Consider the following 18,174-nt stretch of genomic DNA (forward strand, 5'->3'; position numbering starts at 1 on the left):
TTATTAATGGAAGTAGTAAATGCAATAGGAAGACGTAAAGCTGCTATAGCTCGCGTATTCGTAAGCGAAGGAACCGGAAAAATAGTGATCAACAAACGTGAACTAGACAATTACTTCCCTTCAACTATTCTTCAGTATGTTGTAAAACAACCGCTAAATAAACTTGCAGTTGCTGAAAAATACGACATCAAGATCAACCTGAACGGTGGTGGATACAAAGGACAGGCAGAAGCTGCACGCCTTGGTATCGCCCGTGCTTTGGTGAAGATCAATCCTGAAGATAAGTCTGCTCTTAGAGCTGAAGGATTTATGACTCGCGACCCACGTGTTGTAGAACGTAAAAAACCGGGACAACCAAAAGCAAGAAAAAGATTTCAGTTCTCAAAACGTTAATTTGGATATTATTTTACCCAATTACGCTTTCACGGCTACGGCCGCTTAAAAGTTACAAGTTGGTTAATATATGATGAGTCGGCCTCATCTCTTAAATTACGTTTAGTATCTAAATTGCCGGGACTTCTGAAAATGAGCTACCCGACAATTCGCTAACAGAAAAAGAAAGTAAACGATCAAAAAACTAAAAATGGCAAAATTAGAATTCGACCAATTATTAGACGCTGGTGTACACTTCGGTCACTTGAAGAGAAAGTGGAACCCGGCAATGGCTCCTTATATTTTTATGGAGCGCAATGGTATCCACATCATTGACCTATATAAAACAATAGCTAAGACCGAAGATGCTGCTGCTGCTATGAAGCAGATCGCTAAATCGGGCAAAAAAATATTGTTTGTTGCTACAAAGAAACAAGCAAAACAAGTTGTTACAGACCTGGCCCTGTCAATAAATATGCCTTATGTGGTAGAACGTTGGCCGGGAGGTATGTTGACTAACTTCCCTACAATCCGTAAGGCTGTGAAGAAGATGTCGACTATCGACAAAATGGTGAAAGACGGAACTTTCGATACTCTATCGAAAAGAGAAAGACTTCAGGTTACACGTCAGCGTGCTAAACTTGAAAAAACATTAGGTTCTATCCAGGATCTTACACGTCTTCCATCTGCACTATTTGTAGTGGATGTGATGAAAGAACACATCGCCGTAAGAGAAGCAAACCGTCTCGGAATACCTGTATTTGCAATGGTAGATACAAACTCTAATCCGGATGATATCGACTTCGTAATCCCGGCAAATGATGATGCTGCTAAATCTATCGAACTTATTCTTGGAAGCCTTTGCGATGCAATCAAAGAAGGTCTTGAGGAAAGAAAGATCGAAAAAGCGGATAGCGCAGCTGCAGAAGCTCAGGATGAAGAAGGTGCTCCAAGAAGAGAGCGCAAAGCGAAAGCCGGCGCAAAGAAACCTGTGGTTGAAAAAGAAGACCAAGAGGCTATCAATGCAGCTGTAGCAAGTAAATTTGCTAAAGGAGACGAAGAGTAAATAAAGTTTAATAGACTAAGAATTAGCCTCTAAGAGCATTCTTAGAGACTATTTCTTGGTCTTTTCTTTTCTAAGTATAATTATAAACCAAAAATAAAAGGAGAAAAACATGGCAATTTCTATGGCAGATATCCAACACTTGCGTAAAATGACAGGTGCAGGTATGATGGATTGTAAAAATGCTTTGACTGAAGCAGAAGGAGATTTTGATAAAGCAATCGAAATAATTCGTAAAAAAGGACAGGCTTTTGCTGCAAAACGTGAAGACCGCGATGCAACAGAAGGTTGTGTGTTGGCTGCAACAAACGGCGACTTCGCTGCAATAGTAGCAGTAAACTGCGAAACTGACTTTGTGGCAATGAACGGCGACTTCGTAGGTATGACTAAGTCGATACTTGATGCTGCATTGTCTAACAAACCTGCTGATATAGATACACTGAAAGGTATTAAGGTAGGAGACCGTACTATTGCAGAGCTTGTAACTGACAGAATGGGTGTTACAGGTGAAAAAATGGAACTGAACGTGTATAAACAAATCACTGCTCCTACAGTAGTAGCATATGTTCACCCGGGAAATAAATTGGCATCTATCGTTGGTTTCAACAAACCAAATGTTGACGAACAAGTAGCTAAAGATATAGCTATGCAAATTGCTGCTATGAGCCCGGTTGCTCTGGTACCGGAAGAAGTTTCGGAAGAAATCAAAGAAAGAGAGCTTAAGATTGCCAGAGAAAAAGCGATTGAAGCTGGTAAACCTGAGAACTTGATTGACAGAATCGCTGAAGGCGCGTTGCAGAAATTCTATAAAGAATTTACACTTCTTCAACAGGAATTTGTGAAAAACCCTAAGCAAACAATAGCTCAGTATCTTGCGCAACATGATAAAGAGCTTGCTGTTACAGGTTTCCAACGTTTTACGTTGAACGCTGAGTAATCAGATTTAAGATATTCGATATAGAAAAGTGCAATCAGAGATGGTTGCACTTTTTTGTTTGGCTTTTATTCTTATTTTTGTTTGTTGATAAACAAGTGTAAATACTATGAGATACCTAAAGCAAATTTTACTGTTAGTTCTGATAATTGCTACTATGGCCGGTTGCGAAACGGTCGCCAATATGTTTACCTATAAAACCACTACTGTAGCATTTGTGGAAAATCTTTTGAATGAGAAATATGATGAGGCTGTTGATCAGATGGCTGTAGATAAGGATGACTTTGGAGGGGCTGATCTGGATACATTAAAACTTAGATTGGCTGATTTTCGACATCATATCGTGAAACAATTTGGTACGGAGTTAGATTACACCTTTATGAAAGCTGAGAAAGTGAGATCGACCATAACATCTGATAATACGCCTGCCGGTACAACTGATGCTTACATTCAATTTTCAAATAATGATTACTTCGGAGTTTTTAAAGTTTCTTTCGATGATGAGTCAGGAAAGATTAAGTTTATAAATGTACTCGATATAAAAAAGATTATACCGTCTATGTTTTCGTTTTGGTTGATAGGGTTGATTGCAATCCTTATACCGGCCTTTAATATATATGTGATTGTACAGATAAAGCGGAGTGATCTGAAAAAGAAATGGATAAAATACATTGCGGTTATTTGCCTGAATGTACCTACAATAGCATATTCGGCCATTCATGGTTTTTCATTTCAGTTATTGCAGTTCCAATTGCTTTTCGGGTTTGGTTTTAGTCTTATGGGATATCTGAATTGCGTATGGACAATAGGTATACCTATAGGCGGATTGTTTTGGCTATGGCGGCTGAATGAGCGCAAAAGGCTGATGTATGAACCAGATACGGCATATACGGAGGATATAGAAAGGAAACTTCCGTCCGAATAGAATTCTTTATATAAAAGTTTATCTATGTATATAGTTGATAGCCTTTTGCTGTTAGCTGATAGTTCTTTGAAAAAGTGATTAGCAAATGAATGAAAAAGTGTAACCTTTGTTACTTTTTAACATACCTTCGAATTAACAATAGGCGAATGTTTATTCGCCCCTACAAAAGAGAATAAAACTGTTACTTTTGTTACCTTCTAACAAGTAATAAGTTTTGAGTAATGAGTTTTAGGTTGAAGAACTGTATTTCTGTTAACTGATTACTGTTGACTGTTAACTGAAAAATGTGTTGCTTCTGTTACTTTTTAACTATATATGGTTAATAAATGTGAATAGTAAATTGTGTAAATCATCTCCTGATGATAATAAATATTGTTAACTACGAAGCGTCTGCTTTTAACTGAAAAAACTGTTACCTTTGTTACCTTAAAAGCTAACATCAAAAATAACCAAGAAAGCAATCGAAAATAAAAGACCTCCAAAAGAAAGTAAATATACTTATATACAGATATTTAAATTAGTTAATAAAAGTGAATTTAGATTTCTACTTTTCAGTTGCATAACCATTTTTTATCCAGTATTTGTTACCTGTTTGTTACTTGTGACTTTTATAAATTGTTACTATATCTGTTTTTTGTAATACATTATGTTTCTTGCATTTATATTATTACTGATTATTAGTTATTTAAAAACATATATATCGAAAGGTAAATAGTCCTTATTTTCCTTTGATTTATCCATACTTGTTTGTACCTTGCCCCCGGTTTAGTTTTTAGTCACTAATTTAATAGATTCGATTATGACAGTCAGCAGGAAACAACCCAAGGCAAAGGAGCCGGTGAAGATCCGCTTTAAACAGCTCTCCAACGGCAGCCAATCCATTTACTTTGATATCTACAGGAACGGCAAGCGCATGTACGAGTTTCCCAGGCTCTACCTGGTACCCGAACGTACAGCCGAAGACAGGGAACTGAACCGACGTATGCTCGACAAGGCTGTCCGTATCAAAGCCCAGCGTATCGACGAGCTCTCCAGCCGGGAAAACGGCTTTGTCAATATGGGACTGAAACAAAAGGCAAACTTTATCAGGTATTTACAGGCATTGACGGAACGCAAAAAGGCGGAGGGTAAGACAGCGGTATGCGATACCTACCGGAGCCTGGTAAAACACCTGATCCGCTATAAGGGGGACGGGATAACCTTCAAGTCGGTCACCAGGGAGTATTGCTGCGGCTTTAGCGAATACCTGCTGACAGCGGAGAACCTCTCCAGCCGCCGGGGCATTGCGGCAAGCGCTACGGGCAGCCTGCTATCCAAAGGCAGCCGCTACAGTTACAGCCGGGCCTTGTCGATAGTATTGAATTGCGCGGTACAGGATGGTATCATCCCCGATAACCCGATGAAGAAACTGACCCGCTTCGAACGTCCCAAACGACCTGAAAGCGACAGGGAATATTTAGGTATAGAAGAGATCAGGTCACTGGTAAAGACCGAATGTGTTAAACCACTGGTCAGGGCGGCGTTCCTGTTCAGCTGTTTCAGCGGGCTGCGCTTCTCGGATGTCAAGGCCCTGAGATGGGACGATATCCAGACCGACCATGAAGGCAGGAAGCAAATCTGTTTTGTGCAGAAGAAGACGCAGAAAAAAGAATACCTGCAGGTCTCAGACGAAGCCTTAAAATTCCTGCCGGAGAGAGGCACTGCTACGGGAGAAGATATTATCTTCCCGTTATCTTCCAGCGGCTTTACGAACCAGGCGCTTAAAAGCTGGGTGTTGGCATCGGGGATAAAGAAGCGCGTGACCTTCCATGTTGCCAGGCATACGAACGCTACCCTGTTGCTGTCCCTGGGCGTACCTATCGAGACGGTGAGCAAGCTGTTGGGGCATGCCGATATGAAGACAACGCAGATTTATGCCAAAGTAATAGATAAGAACAAGCGTGAGGCGGTCAGCAAGCTGGACGGGCTGACGGATTAAGACACTGGTTTAACTTCAGTATATTTAGTAGTATAGATATGGATAGAGATAAAAAGCCGGAAGGAGAGCCGGAGGGATTTGAGGGGCTGGTTGAACGGGTTTCATCCGGTACCCTGACCCCGGCATGGAAGAACGGCAAAGCAGGGCATTTTAAAGATGTGGAGAATGATTACCGTTACAGGTTCCTGGAAACAGACCTCCACTGCATGGCCTATAAGGAAGAAGCCGAGCAACCCCATAAGCTGCCTGTGATTATATGCGGCTTTTGCGCTTACCTGATAAAAAATTGGGGAAAAGATACCTCAACAATATACAATGGCTACCTGGACATGCGGCTGGGTGAATACAGGGAACAACACCTGAACGATACGGACGTACCGTTCAGGAACCTTGAGAAAGAATTTTACAGCTACCACAGGACGGAGGAAGAAGAACTGTTCAACAAGTCGCAGGGATTGTTTGAATACCTGAGCTATAACGAAGGGGACAGGATCAGGTCATATGCAGCCAATTATTTCAGGTATGTGGAGACCAGAATGCCTGACAAAGTAAAGAATGCCGGGGAAGCACAAAAACAGGAAGCAAACCACCCGCCCTGCTTTAGCCGCAACTTTACCGCTACGCAGACGGAACAGCTGTTCTCCGGCTTGAAGGAAGGCGGATTTATATCCACAGGAACGCCTTACAGCCATTTTTATCATGTTTTCGGAGGTACTCCTGTACCCGAAGATGAAAAGCCGTTCAGGCCGCTGCAATGGACGGGAACAGTCAAGGAACTGCATTACTTTATATCCCGGCATTTCCCCAGGGAAACAAACCAATGGTTAAAAACAGTACATTACTTTACAAAAGACAATAAACCAATCAATAAAAAGAGCCTGGGCACGGCAATGGATAAATACGACAATCCACCGGAAAGCAGTGCAGCCATAGACAGGTTGCTAAGTTAAACAGTTGATTTATAAAGGTGATAGGGTGGTAGTCAGGAAGAGGTAACCTGATGCCGCCCGTTTTGTTTTTCCACCCGTCATATCTTTGCTTTTGTTAACCGGACGGGAGAGTGTAAGCCCCGCCGGGTTGGCAAAGGTATGCAGGGGAAGCCTTACACCTGTCCCTGTGCAACCGCAGATCAGAATAGATGAGAAGAATATGGAAGAACAACTGTTGAATGAGTTGCAGAAAATCAGGGAACTGACATTACTGGGAATTAAAAAGGCGCTGACAATGACAGACGCCAGCCTACTCACGGGATTGAGCAAAAGCCACCTGTATAAGCTGGTATGTGCAAAGAAAATCCCTTATTACAAATCCCAGGGAGGCAAGCTGACTTATTTCGACCGGCAGGAGCTGGAAGCCTGGATGCTATCCAGCCGTATCAAAACCAATGCAGAACTGGAGCAGGAAACTGCCGACTACCTGGCAACAGGAAAGAAATAATATCTTGTTTATTACTACTAACTACTACCGGACAAAAGCGGATGAAAGACAAACTGTCCTGACAGTTAAATTTTTATAATAATTCCCCGGCTTTCATCTATAAGCATACAGTCTCATATCAAAGCGTATAAACGCATATAACTAACTGATTTTAACAGTTTTGTATATCTGGTTTTTGTCCGGTAAATTGCTTTTCCAAATTAAAAAAAACAGAAAGAAATGGATACCATACTAACCCTGGAAGAATATTCCGAGAGGACAGAGATCCCACTTCCGGAACTGACCGGAAAATCAAGGAAGCAAGCCCTTGCCGTAGCCCGTTTTATCTATTGGTTTTACCTCAACAAGTCCGATCCTGTCAGGTGGTCGAGTGTGAAGATAGCGGAAATATTCGGCAGGGAGCATCCTGCCATCCTTCACGGTATAAAGCAGGTAAAGAATTTCATCGATACGAATGACTCCATCATCCAACCTTACAGGAAGGATTTTATTGAACCTTTTTTGCAGCGGGATCAATCAAAGTAACCGGATAAAGATGTTTCACAGTAAGAAAGGCCATGCCGAAAATTAAAACGCCTGCCGGTGGTATTACCACAACAAGTACATACGGGGAAGGGGATATGTATTCCCTGGTCAACCTCCGTCCGAAAAACGGGGCCTTACATCCGGTATCACCCCGCAAAGTCGTACAGGAGTTATCCCGGTCATACGATATCGTCTTCCTTCATCAGAATAACAGCTATAAGAACTGGATAGGCATTGTAAATCAGAACGATCATGCGCTGGTATATTGGGATATATTAAACGAAAACCCTAAACCTGTCCAATCAAATCTACAAGGCAGTATCCATAGTATAGAACAGATAGGAAATACCTTATCACTAATTACAAGTGATAATATATACTATCTGTTCTTTCAGAATAACAACTATACTTTCCTGGGCGAATTACCGCAAGTGCCTGCTATCGGTTTAAGGACATCCGATCAGATGGCGCACGCCGAATTATTCTTTGACAATGAGTATGAGCCGGGCAGTGTAAGGCCGGAAGATTTTACAGACGCGACCAAAGGGCTGGTTCATGTAGCGATGAATAAGGTGAATGAAGCATACGGACTGCATCTTTTCGATGCCTGTTTTATCCGCTATGCCTTCCGCTTGTATGATGGAACCGTTACAAAGCATTCCCCGCCTGTATTGATTATGCCCTCAAGGCCTGTCACGGGAGACCCGGCAATAAGCCGCACGGGAGCTACCAAGGATTCTGTCAAATGGATTCAGTATGAGATTAACAACGACGGCAACAGGTGGTATGTTGCTTCCTGGTCGCGGGTGCATGTTTACGGGTATAAGATACATATGCATTACGGTTTTGCCTTTGACGGCTGGCAGGACTGGCAGGATATCATCAAATCAGTCGATATTTTTATGTCTCCTCCACTGGGTTTATCCAATATCGAAAACATCAGGGGGGATATGCCTTATGATTTAGATATATTGACCGGCTGTAACCTGGTAAAGGAAATAAAGCCGGAAACATTAAAGAATGTATCCAATACCTCTACATTCTACTTTATGAAAAGTATAGAGTTGGGAAAAGAAGCCGGTATTCTTGATCCGGAAGTATTCCCTTCGACGGATTCGGATATTACCAAAATGGAGAACCTTATCTACCAGGAAGTCATGACGGACGACCAGTTTTCCAACCACAAATACGGTGCGGAAGTCAGTTATACTTACAATAACAGGCTGCATATTGCGAATATAAAGACGACTTTCTTCAAAGGCTTCAACCCCGATTACTTCCTATGGTATAATACTTCCGGCGCAGCTGACGGGAATTATAACGGCTATAAATATGCGGATGCCGGCGGGCCGTTGTGGAATAACCTGCTGTTCGAAGTGGAAATAAACACCGGGATAACCAATGAAAGGTTGTACAGGTATGTGGCCGGTGTACCCTACTTTCCCGTATATAAGATGTTTATGAGCGCCTTTATCTCCTATCCGGATACACGTGCAAAAAGGATAACCATATACAGGCAGACAGGCGGCCAGTGGTACAGGGTATTTACAAGGCCGCTGGAGCCTCACCATTTCCTCAACCTGGCATACTTTATCAACGACGGGCTGAAACCCGTTACGGAAGACAGCAATCCATCCTCCGCCGTATTGCCGGATACCAATACCGTGGTAACATTATCCGAACCGGACAAGATCAAGGTATCGGCCCTGGACAATCCGCTGCTGTTCCCCAATATCAATACCTATCAGGCCGGAAACGGGACCATCCTGGCTATGGCGGCCAATGCCATACGCATATCGGAAGGCCAGTTCGGGCAATATCCCTTATATATCTTCACCACCCGGGGTATTTATTCGCTGGATGTCGGCCAGGGGGAAGTGGTCTATTCCAATAAATCCGCCCCGGCCTCTTATGAGATACCTGCCTCCCCTGTTGTCTGTTCTACTCCCTTTGGCGTTGTATTCACGTCTGAACGCGGCGTATGCATCATCAGGGGGCAGGAAGTGGAATTACTGACAACGCAGTTACAGGAAGACCGGAGAGACCTTAATATAGGGCTCCTCCCGCAGATGGAAGGGGTTATACATATATCCGGCTTAAAAACTCTTGCAGGATATCTCCGGGGACTCGATAACCTTGTCTATGACCCTTACGAAAACGAACTGCTTATCTGCAATCAGGAATACGGGTTCAACTATGTGCTTAACTTCTATTCCGGATTATTCTACCAATCGACGGAAAAAATAGATCTGGCAGTTGGCAATACGTTCCCGGAGCTTTATGTTGTTGAAGGTAACAGGTTAAAAAATTACGAATCCGGTAACCTGAATGAAGACGGTACGCCGCAACGGGCCGATGTCAGCTTTATCATGCGTCCGCTACAGTATGGCGTGCCGTATATCAAATGGCTGGAGAAGATACAGATGTTTTGCACATTATACGATGCAGGCCCTTTGGTTTATATCGCCCATTCCTCGATGGACGGCATTAACTTCAAGGCGGTGTCCGGCATGGCCCCGGCACAGCGGGGTAATTATTCCACACTTGAAACACGGAGGATAGCAGGCAATAAGTTCCGGGATTTTTTGTTTTCTTTCGGGGCGTCGTTGGCTCCGGGTAGTATGATTAATTATCTGGAGTCCTGGGTGGATGAAGGGTATAAAGACCGGTTGATGAAATAGGGAGCAGGTAACTATATATTTATTAGTGGAGACTTACCTCATTCGTGGCAGGAAGATTTTTATTTTATAATCGGCTTATTATATTTAATTGCATTATAGCAATAATTTCTTGCATTTACTTCACATGTATATCTATCCGCTTTATATTCTTTTTTACTGAAATCAGATAAAGAAACAAGACATTTAATCAGACAATCTATAGAATAACCGATTTACATATCATAATATTGTTAAAGGTTGAGAAAAAAGCCTATTGAGCGGTACAGGAAAATAGGAGCACTAATTTTGACAATGCGAAATAACAGTTTAAGATGAAGTGGTATAGTAAAACAACTAAATAGTAAAGAATCTTAGGATACTCTGAAACGGTATATTTGATATAACAACTGTGAAACGATTATTTGCTTAAAATGCACAATTCTAACAGTGGATATAAGAAAAAATATCCGCTGTCTTTATACTGTTTTTACATCTGTATATCGAACATTGGCTATATATGGTATAGGATTTAACCAAGACTCAGCTATATTATCACATGCTGTTTGTAAACAAAGGAAGAACATTAATAAATTCCCATTTATACCATCTGAGATAGTATATATACCATTAGTTCCATTTTGGTTTAAGCTTAATGGTGTATTATCTAGTTTTACAAATCCTTTGTTTAAAACAAAGACTCCATCTAAAGATGTTCCAGGTATAGATGTTTTATTTTGTTGAGTCCAATTAGGTAACGGAATTTTTGATGTTTGATGGCTATTTAGTATCCATCTATGCACAGTTGACATTTGAGCAGGGCCTGAATAAGCTATAACGAAATTTAGAATTTTAGGAGGTATCCATCCTATGGAAATACCATGATTAAGATTAGGAGTTAATCGTTTTACATTGTTTGCAGCCAAAACAGATTGATTTATGCCATCCTGATCTAAAGTTGATTTGACTTCAATTGTTGCAATTACGGACTCTATTAAAAAACCCGAAATTCCACCTCCGAAATCAAGTTTTGGGTAACTTTTTTTGTAAATAACTATGTCAAATTGATTCCTTTGCTCCCTAGGCTTAGAGTTTGCATCAATTATTTCACCTGTTCCGATTGCGACATTAGGGCTAATGTGTGTCTCCAAATATTGTTTAATAAAGGATTCTCTCGGTGTTCCTTTATGAAGCGTATGTCCTGAATTTGCTGGAATTTGAGATGTGGCTACAAGTTTATTCTCATAAGCATCCATGTGTGATTTAAGCATCCCTATAGTTTTGTCAATAATAATCGTAAATATATTAATGAAATACGGATTTTTAAAAATCTCTTTGGAGAATTGACTATAATCTATTGATTATTTAATACTTACAAAATCATAAATAAAATTTAACTGATTTCACTCAAGAGAAATAAGCCAAACACTTTCCATGTTTGAGTTTTTTACCAATATGTCTGCCGGATGTAACCATCCAACGTGGCAAATATAGGAATTAATTTCAATATAGCTTGTGTTCCGGTTCCACAAAATGGGCTGTCGCCTGCTGCAAATGTAAAGGATTTATGTAAAAAAATCCGGATATATAATTAAAATCTGAAAAAATTATACCTCAACTTGTATCGGCGTGGAAAATATTCAATAAAAAAAAAGAGGTGACACTCAAAGCAAAGTGCACACTCACAGTGTTACAGGGTGCACTTCAGCAGATTCTCCACCCGGTTCAAACCGCTCCCTTCATATACCTCTTAGCATACCTGATATACTTTTCCTTAGCCTCTGTCCTTTCCTGTGGCGTAGCCTTATTGTTCCGGCATTCGGGCGTCCGATAAAACGCCTGTCTTTTACAGTCGCTCCATTTCAATCGTTTTGGCAGTAGTCCTGCCCGCTGGTATTCCAGGAACTTATCCCTGTGTATGGATACCAGCCTGTCCCCGGAAGGCAGGTTCATAAGCATAACTATAAACTGCTTGTTCCATCCCCTTTGCTTCGTATCGGCCAGATTGATAGCAATATCCATCCTGATGGCTTGTTTGCGGCAGAAAAACCATTCCTTCAGGGAAAGCCTCGCCTCGTTAAAATCCGAATATATAATACCGAATACTGACATAAGTTGTTAATTTAGTGTTGATAAAAAAGCATTGGCTAATTTGCTTATCTGCAAATTGGCACATTAAATTTACCCATTCCCACACCGTTATATCAATAGATAAACCTGGATTTATTTACATCTTAAAAACTTTTCGAAGTTGTGGGGGCATTTACGGACAGAAGAAAATTAAAATAAGATTGAGCCGGTTTGGGGACTTGAACCCCAGACCTGCGCATTACGAATGCGCTGCTCTGCCAACTGAGCTAAACCGGCAATTTGGACTTTCAAAAGTAGTATTATTTTGCGAAAAAGGAATACAGTAAGGTTGTTTTTGTATAAGAAAGGCTTTAGTTGGGAGTATTTATGATCTCCTTATCACGTCCTGATAGCATTCCCTTATTCCCCTTAAAAACTCGACTCCCCCACAGGCCTTTTCACCTTCTGTTTTTTCACCTCTTCCAGTAACACAGGCAATGCCAACTGGAAACAGATATACAGGCCTATCATCCTTGTCATAAGCATATCGTCGTGCTTGCCTTCCTTGGCCCCGTATGAACCGTTTTTCTTCTGTTCATATACACGCGCCTCGTTGAGCGCCTCCCCGTTGCGCTCGATATATCCCTTCTCCCGGAGGACAGCCACATAGTTGGCTATAATCATTGTCTTGGTGCTGATATTCGTATGGAACCCGTACTTTGCAGGCAGGCCCTCCCGTATCTTATCGGCAGGGGTGCGGCTGTACAGGTTTGTATAGTACTTAACGAGCGTATCGAATATCAGTTCCGATTCGTCCGTCTTTATCTCCGTATCGTATGTGTTGCTTTCGATAACCAGGAGCGCGTCGTTATAATACCGGGCTATCTGTGCGGCTATCCAGATGGAAACATCCTTATCTATGCGTCCCCGCCACTCGGCTACTATCTCCGGCGCACAACCGTGCATCATCCAGTAACGGTCTATAACCGTAATGACACCCCAGTCCGCGCTCTCCGAAATTCCTTTCTGCGGGTCGAATACAACCAGGTAACGGTTGGATACCCGTATTTCCGTATCGGGGAACTCCCATATTTTAAGTTTGTTCCTTTCCTTTATTGCTTTGAGTACGGGATCGGAAGTATGCATGTCCGCCAGGGCTTCCCTGTCTTCTATGAAACGGATATTCTGTAAAATCTCTTTCACCCGCTTTGGCTCCGGCTTCGATAGTGCAGGGGGGCAGTCCCCTGCAAGCTCGCCTATAGCAACAGGCATCCTGCAATCTTTGCGCAGGGCTTCCACTTCTTCGGCGCGGAAAGCAGGCAGCCCGGAATCCTGGAACGCCTCGATGTCATCGCTTGGGTATTCCTGCTTCATCTTGGCATGGCTGGGCATTTCGGACAGCTTGCCGCGGTACCAGTTTATATTTTCAAGCGTACATCCTTCGTTATTGCGGAACAGGTTCAGTTCGTAATCCGTAAGCGTTTTAATAAATTCTTCGACAGTTCCTTCCCGCTTCTTCCCCCTGTGGTTATAAAACGTACCGTCGAACGCTTCTCTGTAGATGTCTATCAGGAACCATTCGACAAAGACAAAGGTATAGGCCGCCGATTCCTTTTTAGCCTTTTCGCATTCGTTGTAAAAGAAATCCCCCACGCCGTTGGCCGTACTTTCAAAGGCTACTAAGGTCAAAGGTTCCCTCGGTATCGACCCCACAATGGATGTCACCAGGTCTTCCGTTTTGTTTTTCTCCGTATTCGGGTAGAATGCAATCTCCGAGAAGTGAACCATCTTTGCATCCTGCGAACGCACCGAGTCCGGCTCTTCCGCCGTGCCTACGGTTATCAGGCAGCCCCTTTCGGGCACTTCCTTTATATTCTGTGTCTTTTCATAGTTCCTTATCGTATGTACGACCCCGCCTACAGGCATCATATTTTTAACCGACCGTTCGAACATGGCCCGTATCGTGATGGACGCGTCTTTCAGGTGGGCGCAGATAACGCTGTTCCAGTTCTTTTTATGCACCAGCTGAATCCAGAACATATACAGCTGTATCAGTGTGGAGCCCCCCCATTGCCTTGCTTTCAGCAGGATCACGCGTATCGGCACACCTGCTTTGCGCATTGCTTCCAGCTTCGACAACAACCTCCTTTGTCCCCTGTTGAGCCTGAAAGGGATATCCCTTCCCGAAATCTTATCACGGATGGTAACGTAGAATACGGCAAAGAACTCGAAGTCATATTTTATCCTCAGCTCGCAAAAGTTTATCCAGAAGGCTTCAAATTCCTCCTCATCCGGACAGATATCATTTGCCCTGTATAGTCCTTCGATGGAGTCGTACTCCTGCAATTGCCTGCAATGTCCGGTTTCCATCATCTCTTCAGGCAGATACATGACAGGGAAAGGCGCATCTTCAATCCTGAGGCACACCCTTTTTCCTTCGCACCCTTCCCCTGTCACCGGGTTATAAGGCCTGTTTATTTCCTTATGCTTCCGTGCGTTCCTTGATAATATGTCCTTTACATCAATCAAAACATATATTTTCCGCTAAACCAATGGTAATTTCCCCTTCCGGAACAATCACCTGCAAAAGGCTTTCTTTTCACATCAATATTATACTGGTATTCGAAGCCTGAATTGTGATAGAACAGGCCTCCCCCCAATCCTACATAATCCAATGTGGAATAAGAGGCGGATAGGAACGGCTGCCATACTTTTGTTTTATATATCGTTTGACGCTCAATCATTGGGGTAAAATTATAATCCAAAGCCATGAGCCTGTTATATTGGACGACGGGGAATAGTTCCAGTTTACCCTGTGTCCTGTTATCGAATGCAGTCAGCTTATATGTCCTTTTCAGCTCCCAGTCTGCTATAATCGCCGCAGTATCTACGGGAAGATTCACATACTTTATTTTAGTGCTGCCTGTATCCCGGTATTGGATCATTGGCAACAAAGGTTTATCCGGTTTTTCTTCTTTTACCGGCTCAAACTGTGTAGGGCTTACCGATCCCGTTATGGTTTCGCCTTTTATATATTTCGTTACCGGATTGGTATCAACCGTTGACCTGCCGATAAAAAAACCGGTAATACAGGCTGCTACCGCCAATGTTATAATGGATACGTTTTTCATTTATAATTACTATTTTTGTAATGTTATACTATATAACTGGAATTGAAAGGGCCCTTGCAGCAATGCGGGGCTTTTTCTGTTATTACGGAGTCCCTGTTACCGCTTTAATAATTTGTTAATCCGGATTTATTTTGATTAATTTGCCATATATTTATCTGAATCATGGAAACAATACTGAATTATATATCTGAATATTGGCCCGGTTTGGTTACCGGCGCTGTTGTCGGATACTGTTGTGTCCGGATTGTTTCTTATTATGCCGATAAATCAGTTGAAAAAAAGCCGGATAATAAGCAGCCGTGAGGCTTTTTCCAATATTCATGTTAGACAAGCGATTGAGCGGGCAACTAAAAGCCCGCTTTTTAGTTAATGTACCGGTTTCAATGTGCCGATGTTTTAAACTGATAGCTTTTAGCTAACGGCCAATAGCTTTTTTTTATTGGCACATTGGCATATCAGACCATTGGCACATTACTTATCAACCTTTCAACCGTAGCGATACACGAGGTAATAACAGGTACATAATTATCAGCCGTTGCATATCTCCAACCTTCACTGTCCATCAGCCGTTTTGCGAACTCATGCGGATCGTCCCTGTATGGCCATGCATCCGCATAACCAGCTTTACGGAATATAGCCTGATGGTCATATAAGCATTCCCCATAAGATGTGTAAGCCCTGAAATACCTGTACACGGAATATTTATATTTACTTCCGTGCGGGGTAACAGACACCACCCGTTCAGGATATACAAATTTCTTATCCGGAATATCGAAATATTCCGTTGTCAGGGCCAGCTCCACCGGGCCGTTCCAGCTAGTGCCTTTTGTTATTCCAAACAGGTTGTACGGGAGCTTTCCACCCAATAACCAGCCTTTTTCCAGTCCTGCCTGGGCCGTTTCGAATACCGGATGGATGGAAGTGTCCGGCCTCTCGATATGCAGTCGATACGCTGCCGGATATATCGTTCTTACAAATTCAAGCTGCTGTTTTTTTGTTGCCATCTTTACCCTCCTTTCCCGTTTTATTATCGGCTTCTATGCTTAGGTTACTCCCGATATTTATTTTCAGGTGCTCGAAGGTGGTAGCCAGAATGAAAATGATACTCTGCGCGGCTCCGCAACTTACCACGATAATACTTGCCGTTTCCTTCATCCGCTCACCGTCCACAATCACGCACCAGGCGGTAAGGACACCCCAGAACGCCGTCACGATCCAACGGCGGCTCCGGAACTTCGGCCACCATTTCCCGATGAAGAATGTAGACAGCAAAAAGCCGGCTAAAGCGACTATCCCGACACTGATCTCACTGTAATTCAAATTAATCTGTTCCATTATTTGCCAATCAAATTTTTATTTCTATTTTTAAAATTCATTTTGTAACGATACATTCGCGTTAAGGATAATAATTATAATGTCTCTTTATTACCACGTGTTACAAAATGGAAGCCTGTCCCGGTGGCAGGCTTTTCCTTTACTCCGGGAATACCAGCATAAACCCATCCAGCAATGCATTATTCGCATCCACAGCCGTTACCGTATCGTACGGGGTTAATGTAACATACTTCGTAGCATTGTCCCAATTTATATAATACTCCCGGTCGTTATCTGCATACATAAAGTTGAATGACGGCTGCCAGCCTGTATCGAAGCGCCATACAGGGGTGAATTCCCCTCCGTAATCAACAAAGCCTATTGCGCCTATCTGTTGATTTCCGTTGCCTTCGAGCCAATCCTGAGATACAATAGAAAGCCGTAGCGCGCCACCCGACATATTGAACGCGTTGACCTGCATCCCGTTTGGTACTATTATTGACGGATCAGGTTCTCCGGTAAACAGAAAACCGGTTATCCGCGTACCGGATGTTGTCTCAGACGGTAGCAGCTCAGTAAACAGGTTATCCCACAGCCATTTCATGCTCGTTTTTGGCAGGGCGTTAAATTCCCGCTGTGTCAGGCCTGTATTATTCGAATAGCTTCCCTGGTTTGCGAAGAAACCGACGACGGGGAAGTTGTAATCATCGTTATTGACTACATAGTAGAACATATTCCGCACGTCGATGTATAGCCGGTTACTGTCTACCGTGCCCGGCGAAGCACAGGCGTACACTTCGAATGCCCGCCGTACCGCATCGTGCAGCATGATAATACCATTCCCGGCAACGCCTTCAGGACGCTGTATGATGTCAAATGTATCATCCGGGTCGAATTTCAGGCGAAGCATAACCTTGCCGGAGACTTCACCGAGCCCGGCATGTCCTTCCGGTGCTGCCTGCGTATAATAGATATCGAACACCAGCTTGCTGTCCCAGCCCTGTGTCTGGTATTCAATACCCACCAGTTTGAAATACCGCCGTGCGTTGTATTCACCTACCGCCGAAGCGTAATCGCCCCCGTTTCCCGAAATCCGCACAACACCGTTCTTTACCAGTCCCAACGAATTAAGCGTTACCTGCATATTCACGTCCCGCGTACCATCGAAATCATCACTGCCCGTTAAATCCCCTGTAAGGGTGAATGTATGCTTTTGCGCCAGCTTATCAGCCTGTGCCGCACTGTTTGCCTTGCCATTACTAAAGTAGGAGAACAGTGCCTTGACATTATTTCGTAGAGCTTGTATTTTGCTTGCCAGCGTACCGGAGACTGTTGCAGGTAATGCCGTAGATCCTGCATTGTCTGCCAATGTGCCCGATATCGCTGTGAAAGGGTGCTGACCGGCGTCCTCCCTGCCTGTCAGTTCCCCGTGATCCGTTACCCCTCCTCCTCCCTGTTCCGCTCCTATCCCTTCGAGTAAGCCATCTATATTTTCAGGGGTCAGTTCCTGGCCGTCGATAGTCACACCTTTATTCATGGGCACGTTTATAAAGGGAGTCTCCGATGGCCATAAATGCACATAAAACCTGTCCCCGGCATCCGACAACCTGAAACGGAGCTGCCCTTTATAGCAAGGTATCTTCCTGTAATTGTCTACTTGCAGGAATACCTGTTTGTCTGTTGTTGTAATTTGTAGCATAATATTTTATTTATATATTTGCATTGAAATTTCTCTAGAATTTCACTTCGAATCCGGTAAGGCTGTACC

16 protein-coding genes and 1 tRNA gene are annotated in these 18,174 nt (G+C 43.0%); 9 read left to right on the top strand and 8 right to left on the bottom strand.

Translation table 11 applies throughout. The features are described 5' to 3' along the window. Positions 1–6: 6 nt before the first annotated feature. From rpsI to IR083_RS19740, 9 genes are all read left to right on the top strand, one after another. Complete coding sequence (rpsI, locus tag IR083_RS19700) at positions 7–393, top strand: 30S ribosomal protein S9 (RefSeq protein ID WP_006801469.1); 387 nt, start codon at positions 7–9, stop codon at positions 391–393. Between the two features lie 190 nt (positions 394–583). Continuing rightward, positions 584–1,438 (top strand): 30S ribosomal protein S2, encoded by an 855-nt coding sequence (gene rpsB, locus IR083_RS19705; RefSeq protein WP_194225583.1) that lies wholly within the window; start codon positions 584–586, stop codon positions 1,436–1,438. A gap of 109 nt (positions 1,439–1,547) precedes the next feature. Next, positions 1,548–2,372, top strand: coding sequence for a translation elongation factor Ts (gene tsf, locus IR083_RS19710; RefSeq protein WP_194225584.1), 825 nt, complete (start codon positions 1,548–1,550; stop codon positions 2,370–2,372). Between the two features lie 106 nt (positions 2,373–2,478). Continuing rightward, positions 2,479–3,294, top strand: coding sequence for a hypothetical protein (locus tag IR083_RS19715; protein WP_006801472.1), 816 nt, complete (start codon positions 2,479–2,481; stop codon positions 3,292–3,294). 799 nt (positions 3,295–4,093) lie between these two features. Continuing rightward, positions 4,094–5,272 carry a site-specific integrase gene (locus tag IR083_RS19720; protein WP_194225585.1) on the top strand — a complete coding sequence of 393 codons (1,179 nt, stop codon included), beginning with the start codon at positions 4,094–4,096 and terminating at the stop codon, positions 5,270–5,272. A gap of 38 nt (positions 5,273–5,310) precedes the next feature. Next, entirely contained in the window at positions 5,311–6,222 is a 912-nt protein-coding gene (locus IR083_RS19725; RefSeq protein WP_194225586.1) for a hypothetical protein, read from the top strand. Between the two features lie 85 nt (positions 6,223–6,307). After that, entirely contained in the window at positions 6,308–6,709 is a 402-nt protein-coding gene (locus IR083_RS19730) for a helix-turn-helix transcriptional regulator (protein ID WP_242052491.1), read from the top strand. Positions 6,710–6,928: 219 nt separating this feature from the next. Then, complete coding sequence (locus IR083_RS19735; protein WP_194225587.1) at positions 6,929–7,234, top strand: helix-turn-helix domain-containing protein; 306 nt, start codon at positions 6,929–6,931, stop codon at positions 7,232–7,234. 32 nt (positions 7,235–7,266) lie between these two features. Then, the gene (locus IR083_RS19740; RefSeq protein WP_194225588.1) at positions 7,267–9,915 is read left to right on the top strand and encodes a hypothetical protein; all 2,649 of its coding nucleotides are present in this window, start codon (positions 7,267–7,269) and stop codon (positions 9,913–9,915) included. 455 nt (positions 9,916–10,370) lie between these two features. Here IR083_RS19740 and IR083_RS19745 read toward each other — a convergent pair whose 3' ends face one another. The 8 genes from IR083_RS19745 to IR083_RS19780 all read right to left on the bottom strand — a co-directional run bounded on the left by IR083_RS19745 (position 10,371) and on the right by IR083_RS19780 (position 18,105). Continuing rightward, complete coding sequence (locus IR083_RS19745) at positions 10,371–11,147, bottom strand: DUF6602 domain-containing protein (protein WP_206759869.1); 777 nt, start codon at positions 11,145–11,147, stop codon at positions 10,371–10,373. Positions 11,148–11,616: 469 nt separating this feature from the next. Beyond that, complete coding sequence (locus IR083_RS19750; RefSeq protein ID WP_194225590.1) at positions 11,617–12,003, bottom strand: hypothetical protein; 387 nt, start codon at positions 12,001–12,003, stop codon at positions 11,617–11,619. 182 nt (positions 12,004–12,185) lie between these two features. After that, positions 12,186–12,258 (bottom strand) — tRNA-Thr (locus IR083_RS19755). Between the two features lie 132 nt (positions 12,259–12,390). After that, the gene (locus tag IR083_RS19760) at positions 12,391–14,490 is read right to left on the bottom strand and encodes a hypothetical protein (protein WP_199343259.1); all 2,100 of its coding nucleotides are present in this window, start codon (positions 14,488–14,490) and stop codon (positions 12,391–12,393) included. After that, entirely contained in the window at positions 14,487–15,092 is a 606-nt protein-coding gene (locus IR083_RS19765; protein ID WP_194225591.1) for a hypothetical protein, read from the bottom strand. Before IR083_RS19765 ends, IR083_RS19760 begins: the two co-directional genes overlap by 4 nt. Before the next feature lie 455 nt (positions 15,093–15,547). Beyond that, complete coding sequence (locus IR083_RS19770; protein ID WP_194225592.1) at positions 15,548–16,096, bottom strand: glucosaminidase domain-containing protein; 549 nt, start codon at positions 16,094–16,096, stop codon at positions 15,548–15,550. Beyond that, entirely contained in the window at positions 16,071–16,427 is a 357-nt protein-coding gene (locus IR083_RS19775) for a hypothetical protein (RefSeq protein WP_194225593.1), read from the bottom strand. Before IR083_RS19775 ends, IR083_RS19770 begins: the two co-directional genes overlap by 26 nt. Before the next feature lie 139 nt (positions 16,428–16,566). Then, the gene (locus IR083_RS19780) at positions 16,567–18,105 is read right to left on the bottom strand and encodes a hypothetical protein (RefSeq protein ID WP_194225594.1); all 1,539 of its coding nucleotides are present in this window, start codon (positions 18,103–18,105) and stop codon (positions 16,567–16,569) included. Positions 18,106–18,174: the final 69 nt, after the last annotated feature.

The organism is Dysgonomonas sp. GY75 (assembly GCF_015234155.1).
Taxonomy (GTDB): Bacteria; Bacteroidota; Bacteroidia; order Bacteroidales; family Dysgonomonadaceae; genus Dysgonomonas; species Dysgonomonas gadei.

Excerpts from the sequence above, each read along its gene's own strand:
- IR083_RS19770 (WP_194225592.1), bottom strand. The coding sequence starts at position 16,096 with ATGGCAACAAAAAAACAGCAGCTTGAATTTGTAAGAACGATATATCCG.
- IR083_RS19725 (WP_194225586.1), top strand. The coding sequence starts at position 5,311 with ATGGATAGAGATAAAAAGCCGGAAGGAGAGCCGGAGGGATTTGAGGGG.
- IR083_RS19715 (WP_006801472.1), top strand. The coding sequence starts at position 2,479 with ATGAGATACCTAAAGCAAATTTTACTGTTAGTTCTGATAATTGCTACT.
- IR083_RS19740 (WP_194225588.1), top strand. The coding sequence starts at position 7,267 with ATGCCGAAAATTAAAACGCCTGCCGGTGGTATTACCACAACAAGTACA.
- IR083_RS19720 (WP_194225585.1), top strand. The coding sequence starts at position 4,094 with ATGACAGTCAGCAGGAAACAACCCAAGGCAAAGGAGCCGGTGAAGATC.
- IR083_RS19780 (WP_194225594.1), bottom strand. The coding sequence starts at position 18,105 with ATGCTACAAATTACAACAACAGACAAACAGGTATTCCTGCAAGTAGAC.
- tsf (WP_194225584.1), top strand. The coding sequence starts at position 1,548 with ATGGCAATTTCTATGGCAGATATCCAACACTTGCGTAAAATGACAGGT.
- IR083_RS19745 (WP_206759869.1), bottom strand. The coding sequence starts at position 11,147 with ATGGATGCTTATGAGAATAAACTTGTAGCCACATCTCAAATTCCAGCA.
- rpsI (WP_006801469.1), top strand. The coding sequence starts at position 7 with ATGGAAGTAGTAAATGCAATAGGAAGACGTAAAGCTGCTATAGCTCGC.
- rpsB (WP_194225583.1), top strand. The coding sequence starts at position 584 with ATGGCAAAATTAGAATTCGACCAATTATTAGACGCTGGTGTACACTTC.
- IR083_RS19765 (WP_194225591.1), bottom strand. The coding sequence starts at position 15,092 with ATGAAAAACGTATCCATTATAACATTGGCGGTAGCAGCCTGTATTACC.
- IR083_RS19775 (WP_194225593.1), bottom strand. The coding sequence starts at position 16,427 with ATGGAACAGATTAATTTGAATTACAGTGAGATCAGTGTCGGGATAGTC.
- IR083_RS19750 (WP_194225590.1), bottom strand. The coding sequence starts at position 12,003 with ATGTCAGTATTCGGTATTATATATTCGGATTTTAACGAGGCGAGGCTT.
- IR083_RS19735 (WP_194225587.1), top strand. The coding sequence starts at position 6,929 with ATGGATACCATACTAACCCTGGAAGAATATTCCGAGAGGACAGAGATC.